The sequence below is a fragment of the Novosphingobium sp. genome (assembly GCF_020852455.1).
Lineage (GTDB): Bacteria > Pseudomonadota > Alphaproteobacteria > Sphingomonadales > Sphingomonadaceae > Novosphingobium.
In genome coordinates, this window is record NZ_JADZAT010000006.1 from 152156 (window position 1) to 175372 (window position 23217).

Below are 23217 nucleotides of genomic sequence, written 5' to 3' on the forward strand. Positions count from 1 at the left end.
AGGCCAGTACGTTGCAGGATCACCGCAATCAGCGACGGACTCGGCCAATGTAAGGTATGCATGACACGTAAATCTGACAAGCATTTGATCTTGACCCGAAACTCAGCAGGCCACCTGCCTTCGCTCACCCAGCGCCGCGCGCGAAAACCAGCATGTGATCGACATCCCTGGGGCCGTTCAGCAGGTCCTCGCGCCCGATCGGCACCACGCCCTGATTGTGCGAAACGATCGCCAGACTGAAGCCGTGGCTCATGATCTCGTCGAGGAACCCGGCCGGGTCTGGCAGACGCCCGACGGTGAATTCCATGAAGATCGTCAGCGGCAGGTCGCGGCGCGCAAGCCGGCCGGTCATCCCCTTCCAGACTTCGGGTTCGAAACCTTCGACGTCCATCTTGATGAATTCAACGTCGAGTGCGTGGGGGATTTCATCGAACCGGCCCATCCGCACACTGCCTGCACCCTCGCCCGTTGCAACGGTGCGGCCACCGCCGGGTTGATCAAGACTGGCCTCGATCCCGGCGGTCCCGCTCGATCCGCCCAGCGCCATTTCATGGAAATGGGTATAGCCGCCAAACCCGTTCACTTCGATGCTCTTGCGCAGCAGCCGCGCCAGATTGGGCTGCGGCTCGAACGACAGCACATGCCCTTCCGCCCCGGTCAGATCAGCCAGCAGCAAGGTGAAATAGCCCAGGTTGGCGCCGATATCGGCCACCACCGATCCGCGCCGGACCATCCGCATCATCGCCTGGGTGACCCACATTTCCCAGAACCCGTCGAGCATCAGGTGACTGGCGATCCCGACATCGCGGGTATCGACGTAGATCTTGTAACGCCCCAGCAGCCGCGCCAGCGCCTCATGATCGCCCAGATAGGCGGTGTGGCACAATGCGCGAATCTCGGCCTCGGCTTCGTCGCGAGGCTGGCTGAGAATGCGCCAGATATCGTAGATCGGTTTGCGGTTCATGGCTGGTTCCGTGATTTGACCGGGTGAGGGCGAGCGGCGTCGCCAGTTGAAACGGATCATTGTGCCTGCTCCTGCCCAGGCAGGGCCGCGCGCCGCGCCAGCGCTGATGCCAGCTTGCTGCGCAGCCCGGATGGACTGGCAACATTGCCCAGCTGCGCCAAATGACCAACCAGGTCTTCCACTTCGCAGCAACGCCCTTCGGCAGGGTGGAAGTAGTGCGGGTAGGCGATCAGGGCCCCTGCCACCAACTGGTCCAGGCTGAGCGCACGGCCGCGCCGATCGGGCGGACGAAGATCGCGGGTCAGGCCCCAGCCGGCGTAGAACGGCTGGCCGTGAACCGTGACCGGGCGATCCCGCAGCAAGGCTTCGAACCCGGCCTGCGAGGTCAGCACATGAACCATGTCGGCGCGTGCGAGCAGCGCGTCGAGATCGCTGTCTGCGACCACCAGATCGGCATCGGCGCGCACAACGCCCTGGCGAATACCGGCCACCACGTCTGGGTGCGGCTTATAGACCAGAAAGGCATCGGGTTCTTCGGTGCGGACCCGCGCGAGCATGCCCGCCACACTCTCGCCCTGCCCGCCCAGCAGGACCGAACGGTCATCATCGACCTGCCCCAGCACCAGCACCACCCGGCGCCCGGCAGGCAAGACCGGAACGCGGCCAGCAAGGTTGTATTTGGTAATTCCCGCAGCGCGGATCTGCCTGATCAAGCGCCTGGCACGCGCAAGCTCTTCGGCATTGAAACGATAGTTGGCCAGCAGCACTTCCAGATCTGATGGCCGGGTGCTGTCGTAGTGCGCACCGCGGCTGTCGAGGACCAGCGAACACGGCTGAACCAGCGCTGCACCCAGACCGGCCGAGCGGATGAAGCCGTCCTCGACCGACCAGATCGGAACCCCGGCCTGCGCCGCGAGTTCTGCCAGTCCGGCCGGCTGGCGCGAGGCCCAGCAGGCAATCGCCCCACCGCGCTCAAGCGCCAGATCCACCGCCTGCCGCGCGGTGCGGGCATGCGGCAATTCGCGCCCGGCAGACAGCATCGCGCGCACCCGTTTGCGTTTCCACGGGGCAATCCCGGCCAGGCACGCGATCTGCTCCAGCCGGGCGGCCATGGCTCAGATCCCGCCCACAACCTTGGCCGTCACCACCGGCGAAGCGATCTGATTGACCATCTCGATGAATTTCTTGAGATTGTTGGTCTTGGCATTGGCCACCAGCATGATGTCGCGCTCACGCATCTGGAACCGCTGCGCGGCGAAATAGCCCGAAGGCGCAAGCAGGTTAAGCCGGTAGATCACCGGTCGCTCAACCCATTGCCCGGCTTCTTCGCGGCGTTCGATCCGGAAGATGAACACCCCGGTGGGATCGGCCTTGTCGTCATTGAGCCCGCCAGCCCGGGCCAGCGCCTGATCCAGCGTCAGTTCGCTGCGATCGAAGGCGATCTCAGACACCGAACGCGCCGCGCCCAGCACGGTGACCGAGCGGACTTCCTTGCTGAGTTCGACATGATCGCCCGGCGTCAGCACAACATTGCGCGGATCGGCCGCACCGATCTCGCCCAGCCGGGCCATGCCAACATTGCCGCCGCGGGTCAGCTTGACCACGGTATCAGCGCCGCGCGCCTTCGATCCCCCGGCCAGCGCAATCACGTCGAGCAGCCGCTCACCCGCTTCGCTCAGCTGGACCCGGCCCGGCTTGTCCACCTCACCGTCGATCACCACGCTGTGCCCGGCGCCGGGTTCGAAAGCGATCACCACTTGCGGGAACTGCGATTTGCCCCGCAGCCCGCGCTCAACCCGCCCGGCAGCGGCCACCGGGGTCAGCCCCGCAACGCCAATCCGCCCGGCATAGGGAAAATCGATCTGGCCGCTTTCGGGCACCCGGATCGGCGGAAAGGTGCGGGTGCTGCCTCTGGCCCGCCCGGTTTCACCGGGACTGCCGTCGCTTCCGCCGAACAGCGAATAGCCGACTTCAAACACGGTCACCGTCAGCAGGTCGCCAGGCAGGATCACGCCGGCTGCGGGCGCGCCATCGGCGATCGTCCAGGGCTGCGGCTCGCTTTGGCGCGCAGCGGCGCCCGATGGCGTACCGGGAACGATGTCGATCACCGTGATGTTGTCAGCCTGGGCCGGCCCGACCACCTGCGAGGCGGTGGGCGCCGAACTGGGCAGGCCCGCACAGGCCCCCAGTGCCAGCGACAGGCCCATGGTCAGGGCTAAGGTGCGGATCGCCGGTTTCATTTGCCCAGGACCTTTTCGTACATCCCCGCCAGCCGAGTCTGATAGGCCTGCATATCGTATTTCGCTGCCTGCTTCATGCCTGCCGCCGACAGTCTGGCGCGCAGATCGGCCTGCTGGTCAAGCGCCGAAAGACCCGCGGCAATCGCGCCGACATCATAGGGATCGACCGTCAGCGCGGCATCGCCAACCACTTCGGGCAGCGAGCTGGTATCGGTGGTCAGCACCGGGGTACCCAGCATCATGGCTTCCAGCGCGGGCAGGCCGAAGCCTTCGTACAGCGAAGGAAAGGCCACCGCCTTGGCGCCGCGCACCAGCCGCATCAGCAGGGGGCGCGGCAGATAGTCGATCCGGCGGATGTTGCGGAAGGTGGCCTTGAGCGGCTGGATCTCGTCCTTCTGCAGCAGCCGCAGTTCGGCATCGCTGCCCCAGGCCCGCGCACCGACGATCACCAGCGGAGTCTTGAGCGAGAGCGAGAGATAGGCTTCGATCAGGCGGTTGACGTTCTTCTTGGGCTCCACCGCACCAAAGAACATGAAATAGCCCTTGTAAGGCAGGTTGAAGATCGAGCGGACCGAATCCTCAACCTCCTGTTCGGTGGTTTCGAGCACCGCCTTCGAAAAACGCACCGCCTGGTAGGTGTTGGTTACCCGTTCGGGATTGGTCGGGAACATCCGCAGGATATCGTTGCGGCTCGCCTCTGATACCGTGCAGATGTGATCGCCCTTGCGAATGCAGGCCCGCATCAGCTTGTAATACAGCCGCTTGTTATCAAGGCTGGCGAAGGGCAGCCGCAGCGGCACCAGATCGTGCAGGGTGTAGATGTTCTTCGCGCCGTCCAGCTTGATCGGGAACGGATAGGTCCAGTGCATGATCGCGGGCGGATCGGGCACCCGGACATGCATGAACAGGCCGTAGCGGCGAAAATGCCGCCCGGCCATCTCGAACAGATCGGGCGAGGTGAACAGGCGGTCGAAGCTGGGCAGGCGATAGGCGAACTGTTCAACTTCTACCTGTCCGCTGCCCGGTGCGGGCAAGGCCCGGGCCAGCTTCGGCCGGACCAGCAGCGACAGTTCGCGCATTCCCCTGAACTGCCAGCGTTTGACCTTGGTCGATGCTTCACCGCCCAGCGCTTCGTAGAAGACGATTTCGCGCAGTTTGGGATTGAACGGGGCGCGCAGGCCATAAAGCCCGTCCACCTTGAACCCCATCCCCTGTGCCGCCAGAGCCAGGTTGTAGCCATAGGTCGCCACCCCGGTCCCGCGCGGCAGGGACAGGTTGAAACCATCGATCATGATACGGCTGGGCGCGACCAAGTAATCACCTTTACGGAACGATTTGCATGAATAGCCGGGCGGTCCCATATTGGCAACGCACGGCTATTGCCGAATAAATCGATCGAGGGCGCGTGATCCGGTTCGAAAATGTCAGTAAGCGATTTCGCACGCGTTCGGGCAGCCATACGGTGCTCGACGGGGTCTCGTTCACGCTGGATCGCGGCGATGCGCTGGGCATCTGCGGGCACAATGGCGCGGGCAAATCGACCCTGCTCAAGCTGATCGCCGGGGTCGAGCAGCCCAGCGATGGCAGGATTGTCCGCACCGGCAGCGTTTCCTGGCCGATCGGCTATGCCAGTGCGTTCCAGTCCAGCCTGACCGGGGCCGACAACGTCCGCTTCATTGCCCGGATCTATGAACGCCCGATCCGGGAAACGCTGGAATTCGTCGATTCCTTTGCCGAGCTGGGTCAATACATGGCCATGCCGATCCGGACCTATTCAGCCGGCATGCTGGCGCGGCTGGCGTTCGCTGCCTCGCTGGCGGTCGATTTCGACTGCTATCTGGTTGACGAGATCACTGCGGCGGGTGACGCCCGCTTTCGCCAACGCTGCGAGGATGCCCTGATGGCCCGGCGCGAAAGCGGCACATTGGTGATGGTCTCGCACGATCCCCACACACTGCGGCAGTATTGCACATCCGGCGCGACGGTCGGCGAGGGACGGATGGACCTGTTCGCGACGATCGACGAAGCGATCGAGCGGCATTTCCCGGTAGCGGCCTAATCGGCCATGTGCTCGCGCACGCCCGCCAGCAGCAGCCAGCCAATCGCGAATGCCGTCGCCAGTGCCAGCAGGGTCGCCAGGCTATAAACCAATGGGCGCGGCTGGGCCGGCTTTTCGGGCAAGTTGGCCGATACCACCGGAACCAGGAACAACCGTTCGCGCGCGGCCTGATCATTGGCCCGCGACAGACGCATGCGGGCATCGTCATAGCGCTTGACCGCCAGTTCCTGCTTGAGCTTGAGCTCTTCATAAGCGGCCAGCCGGTTGTTGACCGCATTGGTGCCGCCGGTGAGCTTTCCGCGCAGTTCGGCTGCGGTCCGCTCAAGCGTGCGGACCCGGGCGCTGGCCGATACCACCAGCGGGCTCGATGCGGACAGGCTGGCGCGCATCCCCGCCAGATTGGCGCGCTCCTCAACCAGCTGGGCCTCGGCCTTCTCCAGCTGGGTCTGCGTGCCTTCGCCATATCTGGCCGGATCGATATCACGCGTCAGGTCGCGAAAGGCGGTCAGCTTGCCCTGGATCGCCGCGATCTCAACTTCGGCGCCGGCCATGTTGGCCTGGGCATCCTGCTGGGCCGCCGCAACCGCGCGCTGGTTGAAGGTGTTGACCCGCTCTTCACCCAGCGCAATCAGCGCCACCGCAATCCGCTGGGCCTCGCGCGGCTGGAAGGCGCGAACCGCAATCTTGGTGATGTTCGATCGTTCATCGAATTCGACCCGCACATGATCGCGATAGTATTCGAGCAGTTCCTCGGCCCGCGGCTGGGCCGGGGTCAACCGCGATAGCCAGTCGGCCCCGTCGTTGGTGTAAAGTGCCTCGATATCGATGCCGCGCTGCTTGAGTGCGGCGATTGCATCGCTCGATTGCATGAAATTGCGCACGGCCAGCGATTCGCCCTGCGCCGGAGAGCCTGTTCCCTGCGCAACCATGCTGGCCAGCAGACCGCCTTCATTGCGCTGCTGTTCGACCCCGCGGATCATGTATTCGGCGCGCGAAACATATTGCGGACTGGCGATCAGCCAGGTGTAAAGCAGCACCAGCACGGTCGGCAGCAGCACCAGCAGGCCGAACCAGCCGCGCCGCGACAGGCGCCGCGCTGCGGGCGCTTCACTTGCGGTTTCGGTTTCAACCTGGGCGACCGGCATATCCATCGTCTCGCGCTAAACCTGTTGCAAGGGCTTGTCAGCCTTCAATTGATTTCGATCCTTGGCCGCACCGCCCGTAACCCTGCCAGACCGAGCAGCGTGAGCAGCGCGCAGCAAGTGACCGGCCAGGCGAGTTCCGCATGATCGGCCGGATAACCCGCGAACAGTCCCATCCGCAGCAGTTCGAAAATCGGCACCGTTGGCACCCAGCCCAGCGCTGCCTGAACCCCCGGCGAAAACCACTGCACCGAAAAGAACGCACCCGATAGCGGCATCGACAGATAGAGCAGGGGATGGACCAGCCGTCCGGCAAAGGCGCTTTCATGGCTGACCGCCATGACCACCATCGAAAGCGCGAAGGAAAACCAGCCGATCAGCACCGTCGCCGCCAGCACCAGCAGTGGCTGTTCAGGCAGATCGGCATAGCCCACCAGCCAGGCCAGCGGCAGCAACAATGCCAGCACCGCGATGGTGCTGCCCAGATCCAGCAAGGCCCGCGCCAGCAGCATGTCGAACAGCGTCACAAAGCGATGGTTCAGCAGCGGACGGTTCGCCTCAAGCAGCGTTTCCGCGCGCGAGACCATCGATCGGAACATGATGAACAGCGCATAGCCGCCAATCGCGAAGGGGACAGACCGGGCCGCCCCGGTCAGCGGCAACTGCTGCGCCGAATGCAGCGCGCCGACGGCAATTGCCAGCAGCAGCGGTTCGCCGAAGATCCACAGGAAGCCGATGTTGGCACGGCCGAACCGGGTGTGCAGCTCGCGCAGGATCAATGCGCCAACCACATTGGCTTCGACCCGGAAGCCGCGCGCCAGGCTGGTGCCGCTCATCCCGTCAACCCCGCCAGCATGGCATCGACCGGCGCGAAATGCTGCGTCCAGCCAGGGGGCTGCCAGCCAGCCAGGCGGGCGAGCTGTGCGGCGCGTTGGGGTGAGTCCGGCTGGGCATAGGCCAGCACTGTGCGCTCCCAGCCGGGTCCGTCAAGCGGATCGAGATAGTCCGGGATCGCGCCGGCCGTTTCGCGATAGACCGCAAGGTCGGCCGCGATCACCGGCACACCCTGGCTCAGCGCCTCGTTGACCGGCATCCCGAACCCTTCGGCAAAGCTGGGCATCAGCAGGGCGGCAGCCCCGCCCAGCAGGCTGGACAGCGCGCGGTCGCCCAGTCCGCCCAGTTCGGTCACATGCCGCCGCACCGCCGGATTGCGATCGAGCAGGTCAAGGATCTGCTCATTTTCCCAGCCGCGCCGCCCGACGATCACCAGGCCGGGGATCGCATCGCCATGCCGCTCGGCCATGGCCCGCCAGGCGTGCAGCAGCAGCAGGTGGTTCTTGCGCGGCTCGATCGTGCCCAGCGCAACGAAATATGGCTGCTGCGGCAGTGCGAAGGCCGGATCGGGTTCGGCAGGGCGCTGGGTTCCGAGCGGAGCGACCAGCACCTGCGCACGCAGCGCGCGCGCGCCGGCAAAGCGCACCAGCGCCTGCTGCGTCGCGGCCGAATTGACCACGACCACGTCGGCCAGGTCGAGCGCGTTGTCCAGCCGCTGGGCATGCCGCGCCGCGCCGCCCGCCCTGGCATATTCGGGATGATCGACCGGGATCGTATCGTGCAGGAACAGCACCAGCTTGCCGCCGGGACCGGCCAGTCTGCGCAACCAGTCCGGGCGATGCCAGTTCTGGTGCGAGGGGATCAGTCCAAGCGCAGGGCCGGCCGGCATCCGCCGCGATCCGGCGAGCAGCGCGGCAGTGCCGCTGAGCGATCCTTCACCGCCGGCCAGCCAGCTCGCCTCAAGCCAGTCAAGGAACCGCGCCAGCACCGCAGGCGTCAGCACGCGTCCGCCCAGCGCCCCGGCGCGAACGACGAATTGCGTGTTCGCCCGGCCCAGAAAATGCCGGGCATAGGCCAGCTCGACCCGGTCGATCCCGCTTGGCGTGGGATGCCGCGCCCGCCAGACCAGGCGCGACAGATCGAGGCGCAGCGGCAGGCTCATGCCAGCTTCGCCAGGATGCGATCGGCTGCCAGGGGCGCGAGCCGGGCCAGCCCTTCGCGGCTGTGAAACCCGGCATTGAGCAGGCATTCGCTCCACAGCATGGCGGCAAAGCAATCATAGGCCCCGGGCTGGGGCGGCTGCGGATCGTGCCAGAACCGCGCCAGGGGCGCCGTATCGCTCAGCCCCTTGAGGCCGTAGATCGCACGCCCCAGCACATGCACCGGGCGCCCCCGCGCCAGCGCCAGTGTGCCCACAGTCGAATTGACAGTCACCACCCCGGCGCAGCTTTCCAGCAGCTGATCAAGGTCGCCATGTTCGATGAAGTGAATCCGCCCCAGCGGATCGCGCGCCGCCAGCCGCTCGGTAATCCGTCGCCAACCGGCGAGGTCGGGATCGAGCGGATGGCGCTTGACCAGCAGGTGGCAGTCCCGCGGAGCGTGAGCGACGAAATCGGTGATCGCCGCCTCAAGCGCCTCCACCATTCCGCCAAAGGGCGAGCGATGAACAAGCTGGGCATCGCCATCGATCTGCAGTGGCAACAGGAAGAAGCGCGCGCCCTTCACCCGGTCCAGCGCCTGCCGGCTCTTGCGACGCTCAGCGAATGCGCGCGCCCAGCGCCGGTTCCAGGCGAGCATTTCGAAAAACGAGTGGTGCGGGCGGTGGCTGCGATAATGCCGGAACTGCGGCTTCAGCGGCACCGCCGCCAGCCAATAGGTGATCGATTGCCGCATGCGCGGGAAGAAATGCCCGGGGATCGCCACTTCTGCTGGCCGAGCAGTTTCGGCAGCCCTTGTCCGGCACTCATCCAGGCTGGCCGGCCAGGCCCAGGCCACGCCGCGCGGCCAATGCTCCAGCGTCACACTGTTGGGCCGCAGGTAGCCTTCTTCCAGCACGAACAGATCGATGCCCTGACCGCGCGCCGCCGTGCTGGCCGCGCGGTGATGCGGTCGCTCGGCGCCGAACAGGACGATTGCCCTGATCTTTTCGGCTATCAGCAGCCGGGCAAGCCAGTCCCCGAATTGCTCAAGCGGCCCGCGATAGCAGCGGCCGCCGCCGCGCCAGTCAAACCAGTCCCCGCCATTGCAGTTGATCCGCAGCACCCGCGCACCGCGGCGCTGCAACTCGCCCGCGATCAGGCGGGAGCTGGGGCCCGGCAGGCCTTGCAGGAACAGGATTGTCGGGTCTGGCACGTTCAGGCTGTCCGGCGCCCTTGCAGCGGCGGCAGCGGAATCGTGCGCTTGGCAGGCCCCGTCACGGCATCAATCGCCAGCAGGTTTTCAAGCAGCCCGCCCAGCTCTCCGCTCGGCCAGACAGTAGCCGCGTCGGATAGCGCCTTGCCGGGTTCGGGATGGGTCTCGATGAACAGTCCATCCACGCCTGCCGCCACAGCGGCCCGCGCCAGTGCCGGGATCAGGTGGCGCTGCCCCCCGCTGCTGCTACCCGCAGCCGACGGCTGCTGCAGCGAATGGGTGCAATCGTAGATCACCGGGCAGCCGAATTCGCGCATCTGCGCCAGCCCGCGCATATCGACCACCAGATCGTGATGACCAAAGCTGGTGCCCCGCTCGCACAGCAGCAGGTGCCGGGTTACGTCCTGGCCCCCGGCAAGGCCGCTGGCCGCCTTGGTGACTACCTGTGCCATATCGCCCGGGGCCATGAATTGCCCCTTCTTCACCAGCACCGGCTTTCCGCTGCGCATTGCGGCAAGCAGCAGGTCAGTCTGGCGCGAGAGGAACGCGGGGATCTGCAGTACATCGGCAACCTCAGCCACTGCTGCGACCTGGGCAGTTTCGTGCACATCGGTGATCACCGGCAGGCCGAATTCGTCGCGCACCCGGGCCAGGATCTTTAGCCCTTCATCCAGCCCCACCCCGCGCGGCGAATTGACCGACGTGCGGTTGGCCTTGTCGAACGAGCTTTTGTAGATCGCCGTAATCGGCAGGCGCGCGGCAAGCGTGGCGATCGTCTCCGCCACGTTCAGCGCAAGTGCTTCGCTTTCGATCGCGCAGGGGCCTGAAATAACCAGCATGAATTGGGTGCGTCCCTTTCGGGCACGGTATTAGCCTTCGCCCTGCAAGGCGAGCAAGGCGAAAGAGGCGAGCCAGTGTTCGCCCATGTAATTACCGGCGATATGCGGCATGGCGGAATCGAGGTGCCACTTGACCGTTGCGTCGATCAGCGGTTTGAGCCCGCTGGGATCAAGCCTTTGCCCGATCCGCCGCCAGCACCACGCGCGCGACAGGTTCAAGCCATCCAGGTGGGCGATCTTGCCGTCACTGCGGTCTGAAACGAAGGCTGGTTCGAACAGGGCCGTCGGCCGGGCCGATGCCGCTTCGGGCATGAATGCGCCAAACCACGCGGCAAAATCGTCTTTCCCCAGCACACGGCTCATCAGCATGGCGATGGAGAGGGCTGGCGAGAGGAACTCGTCCCCGCCCGGTTCCCAGGCCTGACCGATCCGGGCATGGGTAAACCAATCCCGTGCGCGCTGCTCGATCAGCAGCAGCAATTCGGGATCGTGGTTCATCGCCCAGACGTGCGCCAAGGTCAGGGCAAAGGCCGAGTTGTAATGGGTGCCGGTGTAGATCGGATAGGTCTGCAGCGGCAGGAATGCCTTGAACCGGCTCGCGAAAGCTCGGGCAAAGTGATCGGCATGGTGAGCCCAGGGTGCATCATGCCGCACCATCTCGCCGTGCAGCGCCAAGGCCCAGGCCCAGCCATAGGGCCGCTCAAACCCGCGCGTGGTAGGCCGGGCGAGGTAGGCGGTCTCGGCCGCGAAATTGGCCTCGGTCAGCATTTGGGAGGCGCGCTGGCGGACCGCTTCGGCATCGGGCAAGTCGGGATACAGGCGGGCCAACCGCAGCACCTGCCACCAGCCGTGGACGCAGCTGTGCCAGTCAAAACTGCCGTGGAAGATCGGATGGAGCGCAGAGGGTGTCTGCGCGTCGTCAGGTCCATCGAGCACATGGTCAAGCTTGTGCGGGTATTCGCGCCCCACGTGGCCCAGGGTGAGCGCCATGAACCGCGCGGCAAGGGCCGGATCGAGCGCGGTCATGGGAAGGCGGCCCACCAGATCAGCGCGACATTGAAGGCGAGCAACGGCAGCGCGGTGCCGACCTGCGCCTTGACCACCGCGTTGCGATCCCTGAGTTCGAGCAGTGCGGCCGGAACCACGTTGAAATTGGCCGCCATGGGGGTCATCAGCGTACCACAAAAGCCACACAACATGCCCACCGCCGCGACCACAGCGGGCGATCCGTGGTACTGCTGGATCAGCAAGGGTAATCCGATCGCCGCCGCCATCACCGGGAAGGCGGCAAAGGCATTGCCCATCACCATCGTGAACAGGGCCATGCCCAGACCATAGGCGATCACCGCGCCCACCAGCGAGCCAGCAGGGATTACCTCGCTCATCAATCCGCCCACCACTTGCCCGACCCCGGCCAGCGCGAAGACCGCGCCCAGGCTGGCCAGCATCTGCGGCAGCACCGCCGCCCAGCCGACCGCGTCCATCAGCCGCCGTCCTTCCTGGAACGGCACCACCGGGCTTTCGCGCAGCCAGGCAAGGCCCACCGCCAGCCCCAGCAGCGCACCCAGCGCCAGGCTAACCAAGGTGACCTGCTTGGGATCGATCCAGTGGGGCACCTGCTTGAACAGGAAAGTCCCAGCCAGCGCAGTCAGCGGGATCACCAGCGCGAGCAGGAACAGCCGGTTGCCATGGCGTGCGGCGCGCTCGGCGCGGGCCGCCTGGTCATCACCCGCTGCCCCGCGTCCCATCCCGCCCAGACCGGCAATGCCGACCAGCGCCAGCACCAGCACGCCGTTGCCCAGATCGCCCAGCCGGTCACCCGCCAGCATCGACAGCGCCAGCAGCGCCCAGAAGGCGGCATTGCTCCAGCGCCGGGGATTGCTGGCATCGCGCGCTGACAGCACCGCGAAGATGCCAAAGACCAGTCCCGCCAGCAGATAGACCTGCGCCAGCCCGATCATCCGCGCCTCCGCCCGAAGCGCCACAGGCGCAAACTGTGGATCGCGAAGGCGGCGATGGCCGTGGGGATCGCCCAGACCGACAGGTCGAACGGCGCCAGCACGATCCCCTGCTGCTCCATGAAACCCTTCATCAAGAGGATCGAGCCGATCGCGATGAAAATGTCCTCGCCAAAGAACAGCCCGACATTGTCGGTTGCGGCGGCCATGGCCTTGATCTGATCGGCTTCGTCCTGATCCTGTGGCTGGGCAGCGGCTTCGGCCATCGGCGCCACCAGCGGGCGGACGGTCTGCGCATGCCCGGCGATCGAGGTCAGCCCCAGTGCGGCGGTGGCCTGGCGCAGCAGCAGATAGCCGGTCAGCAGGCGCGGCAGCGTCGCCCCCTTCAGGCCCGAAACCAGCGTACGGGCGCGCTCCTGCAGTCCCTGGCGTTCCATCAGCCCGATCACCGGCAGGACGATCCAGACCACGCTGACATAGCGGGTATCGTTGAAGGCCTTGCCAAAGGCGGCGATCACCGCGAGCAGGTCCATCCCCGCCGCCAGCCCGGTGGCCAGTGCGGCGGCCAGCACCACCACCAGCGGGTTCACCCGCAGCACAAAGCCGCCGACCATTACCGCGATGCCGATCAGGACCCACAGGTTCATGGCTGGCCGTACCCTCCCCCGCCGGGCGTTTCGATCACCATGACATCGCCGGGGGCGACTGTCACGCCGGCGGTGGCGGGAAGCACCTCCACCTCGCCCGAGCTGCGTTCGACCCGGTTGATCCCGGGCAGGGCATCACCACCGCCAGCCAGCCCGAATGGACGGTTGACCCGCCGCCCCGCCAGGATCCCGGCCTCCATCGCTTCGAGGAACCGCACCCGCCGTACCGCGCCATCGCCGCCGTTCCAGCGCCCCGCCCCGCCCGAACCGCGGCGGATGTGAAAGTCTTCCAGCAGCACCGGAAAGCGGCTTTCCAGCACTTCGGGATCGGTCAGCCGGCTGTTGGTCATATGCGTCTGCACCGCATCGGCCCCGGCAAAGCCCGGCCCGGCGCCCGATCCCCCGGCGATCGTCTCGTAATACTGGTAGCGCGCATTGCCGAAGGTGAAGTTGTTCATCGTTCCCTGGCTGGCGGCCATCGCGCCAAATGCGCCGAACAGCGCATCGGTTACCGCCTGGCTGGTTTCGACATTGCCGGCCACCACCGCAGCCGGATGGCGCGGGCGCAGCATGGTGCCTTCGGGAACCACGATCGTCACCGGGGCCAGGCAGCCCTCGTTCATCGGAATCGGATCGTCGATCATCGTGCGCAGCACATACATCGTCGCGGCGCGGACCACGCTGAACGGCGCGTTGAAATTGTTCGGCAGCTGCGCGCTGGTGCCGGTGAAATCGACCGTCACGTGGCGCGCCGCCTTGTCGATCCGCACCGCCACCGCGATCGTGGCGCCGCAATCCATGTCGAGGCTGAACTGGCCATCCTCCAGCCGCGAGACCAGCCGCCGCACCGCTTCCTCGGCATTGGCATGGACGTGCTGCATATAGGCCACCACCACGTCGCGGCCATGTTCGGCGCAGGCCGCGCCAAGCCCCTGGGCACCGCGCGCACAGGCCGCGACCTGCGCGGCGAGATCGGCCAGGTTCTGATCCGGATTGCGCGCGGGATGCCCGCCCGCGGCCAGCAGCGCGCGCATTTCAGCCTCGCGGATCCGGCCCTGCTCGACCAGCAGGAAATCCTCGATCAGTACACCTTCATCCATGATCGTCCGGCTGCCCGGCGGCATCGATCCGGGCGCGATCCCGCCGACATCGGCATGGTGCCCGCGCGCGGCGACGAAGAAGCTGGGGGCATCACCATCGCCGTCCACAAAAACCGGCGCGATTACGGTAATGTCGGGCAGATGGGTCCCGCCGGCATAGGGCGCGTTGAGCACATAGGCATCGCCGCGCCGGATTCCCCTGCCGTCATTGGGACCATCGCGGCCCGCCCCGCGCGAGCGCAGCACGGTGGCCACGCTTTCACCCATCGAACCCAGGTGCACCGGCATGTGCGGGGCATTGGCGACCAGCCGTCCAGCACCGTCGAACACCGCGCAGGAAAAATCGAGCCGCTCACGAATGTTCACCGAACTGGCCGAACGCGCCAGCGCAGTGCCCATTTCCTCGGCAATCGCCATGAACAGGCCGTTGAACACCTCTAGCCGGATCGGATCCACATCGGTCCCGCTGGCCGTGCTGCTGCGCGGCGCGGTGCGACCCAGCCGCAAGGTGCCATCGCCATCGACTGTCACCGCCCAGCCCGGTTCGACCACCGTAGTTGCCAGCGGATCGACCACGATCAGCGGACCTGCGGCGCTGAACCCGGCCGCCAGACCGGCCCGATCGTGCACCGGCACTGCATGCGCTGCGCCTTCCATCCAGCACCGCGCGGTCAGGATCGGCGGTGCGCTTTCAGCAGGCAGCGGCCAGGCCAGCGTGCCCGCGCCGATCTCTTCGGCCACCGCCTCCACCCGGACCCGGTCGACCACCAGCGCGCCGCTGCCGTCGAAACCGAATTCGGCCCGGTGCCGCTCGGCAAACAGCGCCGCAAGTTCGTCGGCCGGGCCGGGTTCCAGCTCGATCGTGCTTTCGCTGCCGTCACGCCGCACGAACAGCCGCGCCTCGATCCGGGTCGCCGGGGTGCCAAGCTGGGCGGCAGCCTCATCGGCCAGCCGCGCGCGCAGCGCCTCAACCTGGGGTTCGACGCCGGGCACCAGCGGCAGTCCCAGCCCGCCTTCGCGCACCGCGGCTTCGCTGGCGAGGCCCATGCCATAGGCCGAGAGCACCCCGGCAAAGGGGTGGACCAGCACCGTCTCGATCCCCAGCGCATCGGCGACCAGACAGGCATGCTGCCCGCCCGCCCCGCCGAAGCAGGACAGCGCATGGCTGGTGACATCGTGCCCGCGCGCGACCGAGATCTGGCGGATCGCATGGGCCATGTTGGCCACCGCGATCCGCACGAAACCTTCGGCCAGATCTTCGGGCAAGATTGCCTGCCCGGTCTCCTCCGCGACTTCGCGGGCCAGCCCGGCAAATTTGTCTTTGACCACCTCCGCGTCGATCGGCTGATCACCGTCAGGGCCGAACACCTGCGGGAACTGGCTGGGCACCAGCTTGCCCAGCAGCACGTTGCAATCGGTCACGGTCAAGGGCCCGCCATGGCGGTAGCAGGCCGGGCCCGGCACCGACCCGGCGCTTTCGGGGCCAACCACCAGCCGTCCGGCATCGAACCGGCAGATCGATCCGCCGCCCGCGGCAACGGTGTGGATCCGCAGCATCGGGGTGCGGATCCTGACCCCGGCAACCCGGGTTTCGCTGTCGCGTTCGTAGTGCCCGGCATAGTGGCTGACATCGGTCGAGGTGCCGCCCATGTCGAAGCCGATAACCTTGTCCGCGCCCGATTGTTCGGCGGTGCGTGCCATCCCGACGATCCCGCCGGCCGGCCCCGACAGTATCGCATCCTTGCCGTGGAACCGCGAACCCTCGATCAGCCCGCCCGAGCTTTGCATGAACAGCGGCCGCGCCGCGCCGCCCAGCCGGGCGGTGAACTGATCGACATAGCGCCGCAGCACCGGTGAAAGGTAGGCATCGACCAGCGTGGTATCGCCGCGCGCCACCAGCTTGATCAGCGGGGCCAGCTCGTGGCTGACCGAGACCTGGCTAAACCCCGCCCCGCGCGCCAGCTGGGCAAGCCGCGCTTCGTGCGCCGGGTACTTCCAGCCGTGCATCAGCACGATTGCGATCGAATCAAGCCCCGCTTCGCGGGCGGCGGCCAGCCCTTCGCGCGCCGCCGCCTCGTCCAGCGCGGCCAGCACCGTGCCATCCGCCGTGACCCGCTCGATCACTTCGAGCACGCGGGCGTGCGGCGGGCGCGGCAGGTCGATCCGGCGCACGAACAGGTCGGGGCGTTCCTGCGTGCCGATCGTCAGCGCATCGGCAAAACCGCGGGTGATCGCCAGCAGGGTAGGTTCGCCCTTGCGTTCCAGCAGGGCATTGGTGGCAACGGTTGTGCCCATCCGCACTGCGCAGGGCGGCAGTTCCCCCTGCCCGACACCGGTCAGCTGGCGGATCGCGGCGACCGCAGCGTCTTCGGCGCGGGCCGGATCTTCGGACAGCAGCTTGGCCGTGCGCAGGGCGCCATCGGGCGCGCGCGCGACCACATCGGTAAAGGTACCGCCACGATCGATCCAGAACTGCCAGGCGCCGCCGGTCATGATCGACAGCGCCGGCTGGATCAGTTGGCGTCGGCCGGGGTGACCACGATCACCACACGGCGGTTCTGCGCGCGGCCTTCGGGCGTATCATTGCTGGCAATCGGCTGGGTCTCACCCTTGCCGATCGCGCGCACTTCGGCTTCGGCCATCCCGGCCTTGACGAATTCGGACTTGACCGAAGCAGCCCGGCGTTCGGACAGCTGCTGGTTGTATTCGGCGGATCCGGACGAATCGGTGTGGCCTTCAACCCCGGCGCCGTGAATATCGACGCTTTTCAGCACGCTGGCCAGCTTGTCCACCTTGGCCGCGGCTTCGGGCACCAGGTCACTCTTGTCGACATCGAACAGCACGCGGTCCGACAGCCCCAGTTCGTAATTGTCACCCACCTGCTTGAATTCCTCAGCAGTCAGGGCAGCGACCTGTTTGGCCGAAAAGCCGGGTTTGGGCGGGACGGTCTGGCAGGCGGCGAGTGCTGCGGTTGCAAGCAGCACCAGGGCTTTGCGCATCGTTTCAGGCTCCTTGCGGGTCTTGTTCTTGGCGACTCCGCTTGTCGCGGTACATCGCCGAATCCGCATGGGAAAGCATTTCTTCGGCATTGCCCCCATCTTCAGGGAAAACCGCCACCCCCACGCTGAGCGAAGCCGTGGCCAGCTGGCCGTTGGGCATGCGGTAAGGCAGCTCCATCGCCTTGCGGATCCGGTGGACCACGCCATCGACATGCGCGCGGTTGAAGAACGGCGCCAGGACCACCGCAAATTCGTCTCCGCCCAGCCGGAAGGCAGCATCGATATGCCGGATCGCCCCGCGCAGACGCTCACCCACCGCGATCAGCGCGGCATCGCCCGAACTGTGGCCGTATTCATCGTTGACCTGCTTGAAGCGATCGACATCGAGATAGATCAGCGCGAAGGGCGTACCGCTGCGCTGGGAATGGGCCACCGCATCGGCCAGCACCTGTTCGAACAGCACCCGGTTGCCCAGCCCGGTCAGCCCGTCGTGGGTGGCGCGGCGCTGCAGCTCGGCATTTTCCGAGGTCAGGCCAGCGTGCCAGCCCTGCAATTCGGCCAGCAGCGCGTTGAAGTCCTGCCCGAAGCGGTCGATCTCGGCGATGCCCGAAGCCGGCACGCGCTTTTCGAAGGCGCGCTCCTGCCGCACGGCGTGGGCGACCTGGGCCACATGATCGAGCGGTGCGATCACTTCGTTCTGCAGCCGCCGCGCCAGGATCCGCGTGGCCACCACCGTCAGCCCGACGCAGGTCAGCGCGATCAGCAGGGCGGCCAGCATATAGCGCAGGATCCCGCCCGAATTGCCATAGACCTCAACCCGCGCGATCAGCGTGCCGCCCTGGCGCACATCGGCACGGGCCGGTTCGGGCCAGATCACACTGTTGGCAGCATCAAGCAGCCAGGCAGGGCCTTCATGGGTACGATCCCAGTGCGCCAGGCTGTGACCGGCTGGATCGACCACCTCGATCTGGTGAACTCCGGTTGAGACGCCGACCGAAGTCATCCCCTCACGGATCGCCTGACGGTCCTGGAACACCACCGCCGGTTCGACGGTGTAGGCAACATTGCGCGCGGTCAGTTCAAGGTTGCGCTGCGCGTAGGATCGAATCACCATGACGCCCGACAGCATCAGGCTGGCCGCGGCCAGGATCACGGTGAACAGGATCAGGCGCAGGTGCGCGCGGGCCAGCAGATCACGCAGCGTGGGCAGTTTCGACGGAGGTGTCGGTGCCATGGCTCAGCCCCCTCCCGTCGCGACCCGCAGCACGCGCGGATCGACCTTCATGCCCGACCGCGACACTGCATCGATGTTGAGGCGGAAACTGAGCGCGTTAGGCCTATAGGTTAAGGTGAACATGGCCTCGCTGCTATTGTCGGGATCGGCTTCGGCGATGGTCAGGACCGCCTTGCCGCGCACGGCGGCGGTCAGCTGGCGTTGCACCGGCACGGTCAGCTGGCCGAGATAGACCACGTCGCAGCCGGCCAGCCCCGCGACATTGGCCGCGACGTTGCGCCGCTGGACCTGCCGCCCGTCAGCCATTCTCCAGTTGGCGATCTGCCCCGCGTGCCGCACTGGCCCTGCCACGCACAGCACCAGCGGATCGCGGCGCTGCGGCCAGCGGGCATATTCCATGATCCCCCTGACAGTGCGCGCGGCGGCGGCCGCATAGGGATCGCTGCCCGGCGCGACCGCACCCAGGGGCATATCCGCCGCAGCCTCAAGCGGCGCGGCACAGAAAACCGCAAGCGCGGCGACAAGGCGGATATGGCGGACCATGAGTTGCAGAACGCCCGATAGCGCAACCGATCCTTACCGGAAACAAACAAGAGGGTTAATTCGACCTGTGTTTTTTGACAGGTTGGCAGGCGATTGGTTTCGTCTGCAACCGGTGCTAGGGCACCGCCATGTTTTCTCCCCTTGATCGTACCGCACTGCGCCTGGCCTACCGGATGGAAGAGGAGCTGTGCATCGCCCAGCGCCTGAAGGAGGCGGCTCCTGCTGCTCAGGCCCACTCTGAAGCCCGCAGAATCGCCGCCCGGCTGGTCGAAGGCGCGCGGGCGCATAAGGCCAGCGGGCTCGATGCGTTCCTGCAGACCTACGGCCTGGGCACCGACGAAGGCATTGCCCTGATGTGCCTGGCCGAGGCCCTGCTGCGGGTGCCCGACGCGGCCACCGCCGATGCGCTGATCCACGACAAGCTGGCCGGGATCGACTGGGGCGAACATGTGGGCGAAAGCACCAGCACTTTCGTCAATGCGGCGACCTTCTCGCTGATGCTGACCGGCCAGGTGCTGCACCAGCGGCGCGACGAGGCAGCGGGACTGGGGGCCAGCCTCAAGCGCGCGGTTGGCCGGCTGGGTGAGCCGGTGATCCGCCAGGCGACCCTGCAGGCGATGAAGATCCTGGGCGGACAATTCGTGTTTGGCCGGACGATCGACGAAGCGCTGGAACGCGCCGCGCCCGAACGCAAACAGGGGCTGACCCACAGCTTCGACATGCTGGGCGAAGCGGCGATGACCTTCGCCGATGCCGACAAGTACCTCGCCAGCTACCACGGTGCGCTCGATGCGATCGCGGCTGAGGCTGGTGCGGGGATCGTGCGCAGCCCGGGGATCAGCGTGAAGCTCTCCGCGCTTTATCCGCGCTACGATTTCCTCCACGCCCCCGCCGCGCGGGCTGCGCTGGTGCCGATGATCAAGGCGCTGGCGCTCAAGGCCCGCGATGCCGATGTCCACTTCACCATCGATGCCGAGGAAGCCGAACGGCTGGAACTGTCGCTGGACATCATCGAGGATCTGGTCGCCGATCCCGAACTGTTCGCCGGCGGCTGGCAGGGTTTCGGCCTGGCGCTGCAAGCCTATTCGAAGCGCGCGGTGCCGCTGGTCGAATGGGTGACCGCGCTGGGGCGCAAGTATCACCGCCGGATCATGGTCCGGCTGGTCAAGGGCGCCTATTGGGACAGCGAAATCAAGCTGGGCCAGGTGGGCGGGCATGTCGACTACCCGGTGTTCACCCGCAAGGTTGCGACCGACGTTTCCTACCTGGCCAGCGCGGCCAGGCTGCTCGCTGCGCCCGATGCGATCTACCCCGCCTTCGCCACGCATAACGCCTATACGATCGGCGCGATCAAGGCGCTGGCCGGGGCGGCCGAGTTCGAATTCCAGCGACTGCACGGCATGGGCGAGGACGTCTATGCCGAGCTAGCCCGGCTGGAAGCCGATGCCGGCCAGCCGCGCACGCCGGTGCGGATCTATGCGCCGGTCGGCGGGCACAAGGAACTGCTGGCCTATCTGGTCCGCCGCCTGCTGGAAAACGGCGCGAACAGCAGCTTCGTCAACCGCATGGCCGATGCCGAAGTACCGGTGGACGAACTGGTCGGTTGCCCGGTGGCAGAGCTTGCAGCGCTGAGCCCGCGCCGCAACCCGGCGATCCCGCTGCCGCGCGATATCTTCCCCGGCCGGGTCAATTCGCGCGGGCTGGATCTGGCCGATCCTTTGGTGCGCGAACCGCTGCTGGCCGAGCTGGCAGACTGGCGCGGCGAGCACGACTGGCCTTCCGCCCCGACCGTGGAGCACAGGCAGGCGGGACCGGTTTCCAACATCTGCGCGCCGTTCGACAGTGCCGATGTCATTGGTCAGGTGCGCGAAACGACCGCTGCCGAAGTCGATGAAATGATCGCCCGGGCTGTCGCTTTCCAGCCCGGCTGGGATGCGGCGGGCGGCGCGCTGCGGGCCGAAAAGCTGGAAGAGGTCGCCGATCTTTACGAAGCGCACACCGTCCAGTTCCTGTCGCTGTGCCAGCGCGAGGCCGGCAAGAGCCTGGTCGATGCCGTGCTCGAACTGCGTGAGGCGGTCGATTTCCTGCGCTATTACGCGGCCGAGGCCCGTGCGCACTTCACTGCCGAAGGCGTGGCGCTGCCCGGGCCGACCGGTGAAAGCAACCGCCTGACCCTGCACGGGCGCGGCGTGGTGGTGGCGATCGCTCCGTGGAATTTCCCGCTGGCGATCTTCACCGGGCTGATTGCCGGGCCGCTTGCTGCCGGCAACACGGTGATCGCCAAACCGGCCGAACAGACCCCGCTGATTGCCGATCTGGCGATCCGCCTGTTCCATGAAGCCGGGATCAGCGATGGTGAGGTCCAGCTTGCCCCGGGCGATGGCAAGGTCGGCGCCTTGCTGACCGGCGATCCGCGCATTGCCGGGGTGGCCTTCACCGGATCAACCGAAACCGCGCAGGCGATCAACCGTTCGCTGGCCGCGCGCAATGGCCCGCTCGCCACGCTGGTTGCCGAAACCGGCGGCCAGAACGCGATGATCGTGGACAGTTCGGCGCTGCCCGAACAGGTTACCCGCGATGTGCTGGCTGCAGCCTTCCAGAGCGCTGGGCAGCGCTGCTCGGCGCTGCGCGTGCTCTACCTGCAGGACGATGTCGCCGATGGCATGATCGAGATGATCTGCGGCGCATTCGCAGCGCTGGTGATCGGCAGCCCGGAAGATCTTGCCAGCGATGTCGGCCCGGTGATCGATGCCGAAGCCAAGGCCAAGCTTGATGCCCATGTCGCGGCGATGCAGGCGGCGGGCCACACGGTCTGGCAGCGCGAACTGCCCGAAGCGTGCCAGGGTGGCCACTTCGTTGCCCCGGCGATTATCGAGATCGGATCGATCCGCGAGCTGGCGAACGAAAACTTCGGGCCGATCCTGCATGTCGCCCGCTTCAGGGCCGAAGCGCTGGAGCAGGTAGTCGACGATATCAACGCCACCGGTTTTGGCCTGACGCTGGGCCTGCACAGCCGGATCGACGCAACCCGCAAGCTGGTCCAGGCCAGAGCCCGGGTCGGCAACTTCTATGTCAACCGCAACCAGATCGGCGCGGTGGTCGGCAGCCAGCCGTTTGGCGGCGAAGGCCTGTCGGGCACTGGCCCCAAGGCCGGTGGGCCGCACTATCTGGCGCGGTTCGCGACCGAACGGGTGACCTGCATCGACACCACGGCGGCGGGCGGCAATGCCAGCCTGATGGCGTCAGGCTAACCTTCGGCAACAATCAGCTTGGCCAGTTCGTGGCGGAACCGCAGCGGGCCGGCGTCGGTTGCGATCGAGATGTAATCGTCGCCCGCCTCGTCCATGCCCTGCTGCACGGCGTTGAGCACCGCGAGATCTTCAGAGAAGGCCGCCAGTACGGCCTCGGACATCTGCGCGCTTAGCGCGGCATCGTCCGGCCGGACATTGCGCAGCTGGAACCAGTAGTAGCGGCTGTGACCGTCATCCTCGGGCGTGATGAAATTGTACGAATCCATCAGGAAGCTGCTGGCCGGATCGGGTTCAGTGCCCGGGCCGCCCTGCCCGGCCGGAACGAACACCGCCTTGATGATCGCATGCGCGGGATAGCGGACCTCGTATTGCTGCAGCCGGTCGGCATTGCCGGCAAAGGGCACCAGATCGCGATAGAACGGCGCGACCGGGGCATCGAGGATCCAGCGTGATACCGTCATCCCCAGCTGGTCGCGCCGGGTCTGCGGCGGTACCGCCTCGCACGCGGTATCGCCGAAGCTGGACTGGTGAACCCAGGCGACATGCGAGGGATCGAGCAGGTTGTCGGTGATGTAGAGGTAGTTGCAGGCGTACTGCATTGCTGCGCCGCGATTGTAACCCCAGTCCGGATTGCCCCAGTTGGGAATCTCGACAATCGCCGCGGGATCGGCGCGATCCGGATCGCCCATCCAGATCCACAGCAGGTTGTAACGCTCGGCCAAGGGATAGGCGCGCAGGTCTGCGCCATCGGGAACATTGTGCTGACACGGCACGCGCACGCAGCGGCCATCAGGCGCGAAAGTCAGCCCGTGATAGCCGCAAGCGATCGTGTCGCCCTCAACCCGGCCCATCGCCAGCGGCAGGCGGCGATGCGGGCAGAGGCCGGCCAGAGCCACCGCGCTGCCATCGCCGCACCGATAGAGCACCACGCGCTCACCGATGATCCGGCGTTCCACCGGCACAGCGGTGACTTCGTCGGCCCAGGCGGCGACATACCAGGCATTCTTCAGCATCAGGTCCCTCCGTCATAAGCCTAGCAAGCTCGGTTGCATTGC

Annotated in this window: 18 protein-coding genes and 1 pseudogene; 2 read left to right on the forward strand and 17 right to left on the reverse strand. The window is 66.5% G+C overall.

What is annotated here, in order from left to right; all coding sequences use genetic code 11:
- Positions 1-124 precede the first annotated feature (124 nt).
- The 4 genes from IT549_RS02315 to IT549_RS02330 are packed head-to-tail and all read right to left on the reverse strand — an operon-like array spanning position 125 to position 4496.
- The gene (locus IT549_RS02315; protein ID WP_292969671.1) at positions 125-964 is read right to left on the reverse strand and encodes an FkbM family methyltransferase; all 840 of its coding nucleotides are present in this window, start codon (positions 962-964) and stop codon (positions 125-127) included.
- 56 nt (positions 965-1020) lie between these two features.
- Positions 1021-2076, reverse strand: a complete 1056-nt coding sequence (locus IT549_RS02320; RefSeq protein ID WP_292969672.1) for a hypothetical protein — start codon at positions 2074-2076, stop codon at positions 1021-1023.
- A gap of 3 nt (positions 2077-2079) precedes the next feature.
- The gene (locus IT549_RS02325) at positions 2080-3204 is read right to left on the reverse strand and encodes a polysaccharide biosynthesis/export family protein (RefSeq protein ID WP_292969674.1); all 1125 of its coding nucleotides are present in this window, start codon (positions 3202-3204) and stop codon (positions 2080-2082) included.
- Positions 3201-4496, reverse strand: a complete 1296-nt coding sequence (locus IT549_RS02330) for a glycosyltransferase family 1 protein (RefSeq protein ID WP_292969676.1) — start codon at positions 4494-4496, stop codon at positions 3201-3203. Before IT549_RS02330 ends, IT549_RS02325 begins: the two co-directional genes overlap by 4 nt.
- Positions 4497-4609: 113 nt before the next feature.
- Here IT549_RS02330 and IT549_RS02335 point away from each other — a divergent pair, with 113 nt between their 5' ends.
- A complete protein-coding gene (locus IT549_RS02335; protein ID WP_292969677.1) occupies positions 4610-5263 on the forward strand; it encodes an ABC transporter ATP-binding protein in 654 nt (217 codons plus the stop codon).
- On the opposite strand, the gene IT549_RS02340 is transcribed toward IT549_RS02335, so the two are convergent.
- The 12 genes and pseudogenes from IT549_RS02340 to IT549_RS02395 all read right to left on the reverse strand — a co-directional run bounded on the left by IT549_RS02340 (position 5260) and on the right by IT549_RS02395 (position 18911).
- A complete protein-coding gene (locus IT549_RS02340; RefSeq protein ID WP_292969678.1) occupies positions 5260-6414 on the reverse strand; it encodes a hypothetical protein in 1155 nt (384 codons plus the stop codon). The genes IT549_RS02335 and IT549_RS02340 overlap by 4 nt on opposite strands.
- Before the next feature lie 38 nt (positions 6415-6452).
- Positions 6453-7241 carry an ABC transporter permease gene (locus tag IT549_RS02345; protein ID WP_292969679.1) on the reverse strand — a complete coding sequence of 263 codons (789 nt, stop codon included), beginning with the start codon at positions 7239-7241 and terminating at the stop codon, positions 6453-6455.
- A complete protein-coding gene (locus tag IT549_RS02350; RefSeq protein WP_292969680.1) occupies positions 7238-8401 on the reverse strand; it encodes a glycosyltransferase family 1 protein in 1164 nt (387 codons plus the stop codon). The genes IT549_RS02345 and IT549_RS02350 overlap by 4 nt, the downstream gene beginning before the upstream one ends.
- Entirely contained in the window at positions 8398-9591 is a 1194-nt protein-coding gene (locus IT549_RS02355) for a capsular biosynthesis protein (RefSeq protein ID WP_292969682.1), read from the reverse strand. Before IT549_RS02355 ends, IT549_RS02350 begins: the two co-directional genes overlap by 4 nt.
- A 2-nt stretch (positions 9592-9593) precedes the next feature.
- Positions 9594-10439: pseudogene (kdsA, locus tag IT549_RS02360) on the reverse strand (3-deoxy-8-phosphooctulonate synthase); the annotation flags it as partial.
- Between the two features lie 21 nt (positions 10440-10460).
- A complete protein-coding gene (locus IT549_RS02365) occupies positions 10461-11456 on the reverse strand; it encodes a DUF2891 domain-containing protein (RefSeq protein ID WP_292969683.1) in 996 nt (331 codons plus the stop codon).
- Positions 11453-12391, reverse strand: coding sequence for a DUF979 domain-containing protein (locus IT549_RS02370; protein WP_292969684.1), 939 nt, complete (start codon positions 12389-12391; stop codon positions 11453-11455). Before IT549_RS02370 ends, IT549_RS02365 begins: the two co-directional genes overlap by 4 nt.
- Positions 12388-13029, reverse strand: a complete 642-nt coding sequence (locus IT549_RS02375) for a DUF969 domain-containing protein (protein ID WP_292969708.1) — start codon at positions 13027-13029, stop codon at positions 12388-12390. Before IT549_RS02375 ends, IT549_RS02370 begins: the two co-directional genes overlap by 4 nt.
- 2 nt (positions 13030-13031) lie before the next feature.
- On the reverse strand, positions 13032-16628 hold the full coding sequence (locus IT549_RS02380; protein ID WP_292969685.1) for a hydantoinase B/oxoprolinase family protein: 3597 nt from the start codon (positions 16626-16628) through the stop codon (positions 13032-13034).
- Between the two features lie 20 nt (positions 16629-16648).
- Positions 16649-17134 (reverse strand): OmpA family protein, encoded by a 486-nt coding sequence (locus IT549_RS02385; protein ID WP_292969686.1) that lies wholly within the window; start codon positions 17132-17134, stop codon positions 16649-16651.
- 4 nt (positions 17135-17138) lie between these two features.
- Positions 17139-18368, reverse strand: a complete 1230-nt coding sequence (locus IT549_RS02390) for a diguanylate cyclase (RefSeq protein WP_292969688.1) — start codon at positions 18366-18368, stop codon at positions 17139-17141.
- Positions 18369-18371: 3 nt separating this feature from the next.
- Positions 18372-18911 (reverse strand): YfiR family protein, encoded by a 540-nt coding sequence (locus IT549_RS02395; RefSeq protein ID WP_292969690.1) that lies wholly within the window; start codon positions 18909-18911, stop codon positions 18372-18374.
- 128 nt (positions 18912-19039) lie between these two features.
- Here IT549_RS02395 and putA point away from each other — a divergent pair, with 128 nt between their 5' ends.
- Positions 19040-22162 carry a bifunctional proline dehydrogenase/L-glutamate gamma-semialdehyde dehydrogenase PutA gene (gene putA, locus IT549_RS02400; protein ID WP_292969692.1) on the forward strand — a complete coding sequence of 1041 codons (3123 nt, stop codon included), beginning with the start codon at positions 19040-19042 and terminating at the stop codon, positions 22160-22162.
- On the opposite strand, the gene IT549_RS02405 is transcribed toward putA, so the two are convergent.
- A complete protein-coding gene (locus IT549_RS02405) occupies positions 22159-23175 on the reverse strand; it encodes an aromatic ring-hydroxylating dioxygenase subunit alpha (RefSeq protein WP_292969693.1) in 1017 nt (338 codons plus the stop codon). The genes putA and IT549_RS02405 overlap by 4 nt on opposite strands.
- Positions 23176-23217: the final 42 nt, after the last annotated feature.

What these genes read in the sequence shown, in the direction of transcription:
- putA (WP_292969692.1), top strand. Translation starts at nt 19,040, where the DNA reads ATGTTTTCTCCCCTTGATCGTACCGCACTGCGCCTGGCCTACCGGATG.
- IT549_RS02370 (WP_292969684.1), bottom strand. Translation starts at nt 12,391, where the DNA reads ATGATCGGGCTGGCGCAGGTCTATCTGCTGGCGGGACTGGTCTTTGGC.
- IT549_RS02325 (WP_292969674.1), bottom strand. Translation starts at nt 3,204, where the DNA reads ATGAAACCGGCGATCCGCACCTTAGCCCTGACCATGGGCCTGTCGCTG.
- IT549_RS02395 (WP_292969690.1), bottom strand. Translation starts at nt 18,911, where the DNA reads ATGGTCCGCCATATCCGCCTTGTCGCCGCGCTTGCGGTTTTCTGTGCC.
- IT549_RS02365 (WP_292969683.1), bottom strand. Translation starts at nt 11,456, where the DNA reads ATGACCGCGCTCGATCCGGCCCTTGCCGCGCGGTTCATGGCGCTCACC.
- IT549_RS02340 (WP_292969678.1), bottom strand. Translation starts at nt 6,414, where the DNA reads ATGGATATGCCGGTCGCCCAGGTTGAAACCGAAACCGCAAGTGAAGCG.
- IT549_RS02330 (WP_292969676.1), bottom strand. Translation starts at nt 4,496, where the DNA reads ATGATCGATGGTTTCAACCTGTCCCTGCCGCGCGGGACCGGGGTGGCG.
- IT549_RS02390 (WP_292969688.1), bottom strand. Translation starts at nt 18,368, where the DNA reads ATGGCACCGACACCTCCGTCGAAACTGCCCACGCTGCGTGATCTGCTG.
- IT549_RS02405 (WP_292969693.1), bottom strand. Translation starts at nt 23,175, where the DNA reads ATGCTGAAGAATGCCTGGTATGTCGCCGCCTGGGCCGACGAAGTCACC.
- IT549_RS02320 (WP_292969672.1), bottom strand. Translation starts at nt 2,076, where the DNA reads ATGGCCGCCCGGCTGGAGCAGATCGCGTGCCTGGCCGGGATTGCCCCG.
- IT549_RS02350 (WP_292969680.1), bottom strand. Translation starts at nt 8,401, where the DNA reads ATGAGCCTGCCGCTGCGCCTCGATCTGTCGCGCCTGGTCTGGCGGGCG.
- IT549_RS02385 (WP_292969686.1), bottom strand. Translation starts at nt 17,134, where the DNA reads ATGCGCAAAGCCCTGGTGCTGCTTGCAACCGCAGCACTCGCCGCCTGC.
- IT549_RS02345 (WP_292969679.1), bottom strand. Translation starts at nt 7,241, where the DNA reads ATGAGCGGCACCAGCCTGGCGCGCGGCTTCCGGGTCGAAGCCAATGTG.
- IT549_RS02315 (WP_292969671.1), bottom strand. Translation starts at nt 964, where the DNA reads ATGAACCGCAAACCGATCTACGATATCTGGCGCATTCTCAGCCAGCCT.
- IT549_RS02380 (WP_292969685.1), bottom strand. Translation starts at nt 16,628, where the DNA reads ATGACCGGCGGCGCCTGGCAGTTCTGGATCGATCGTGGCGGTACCTTT.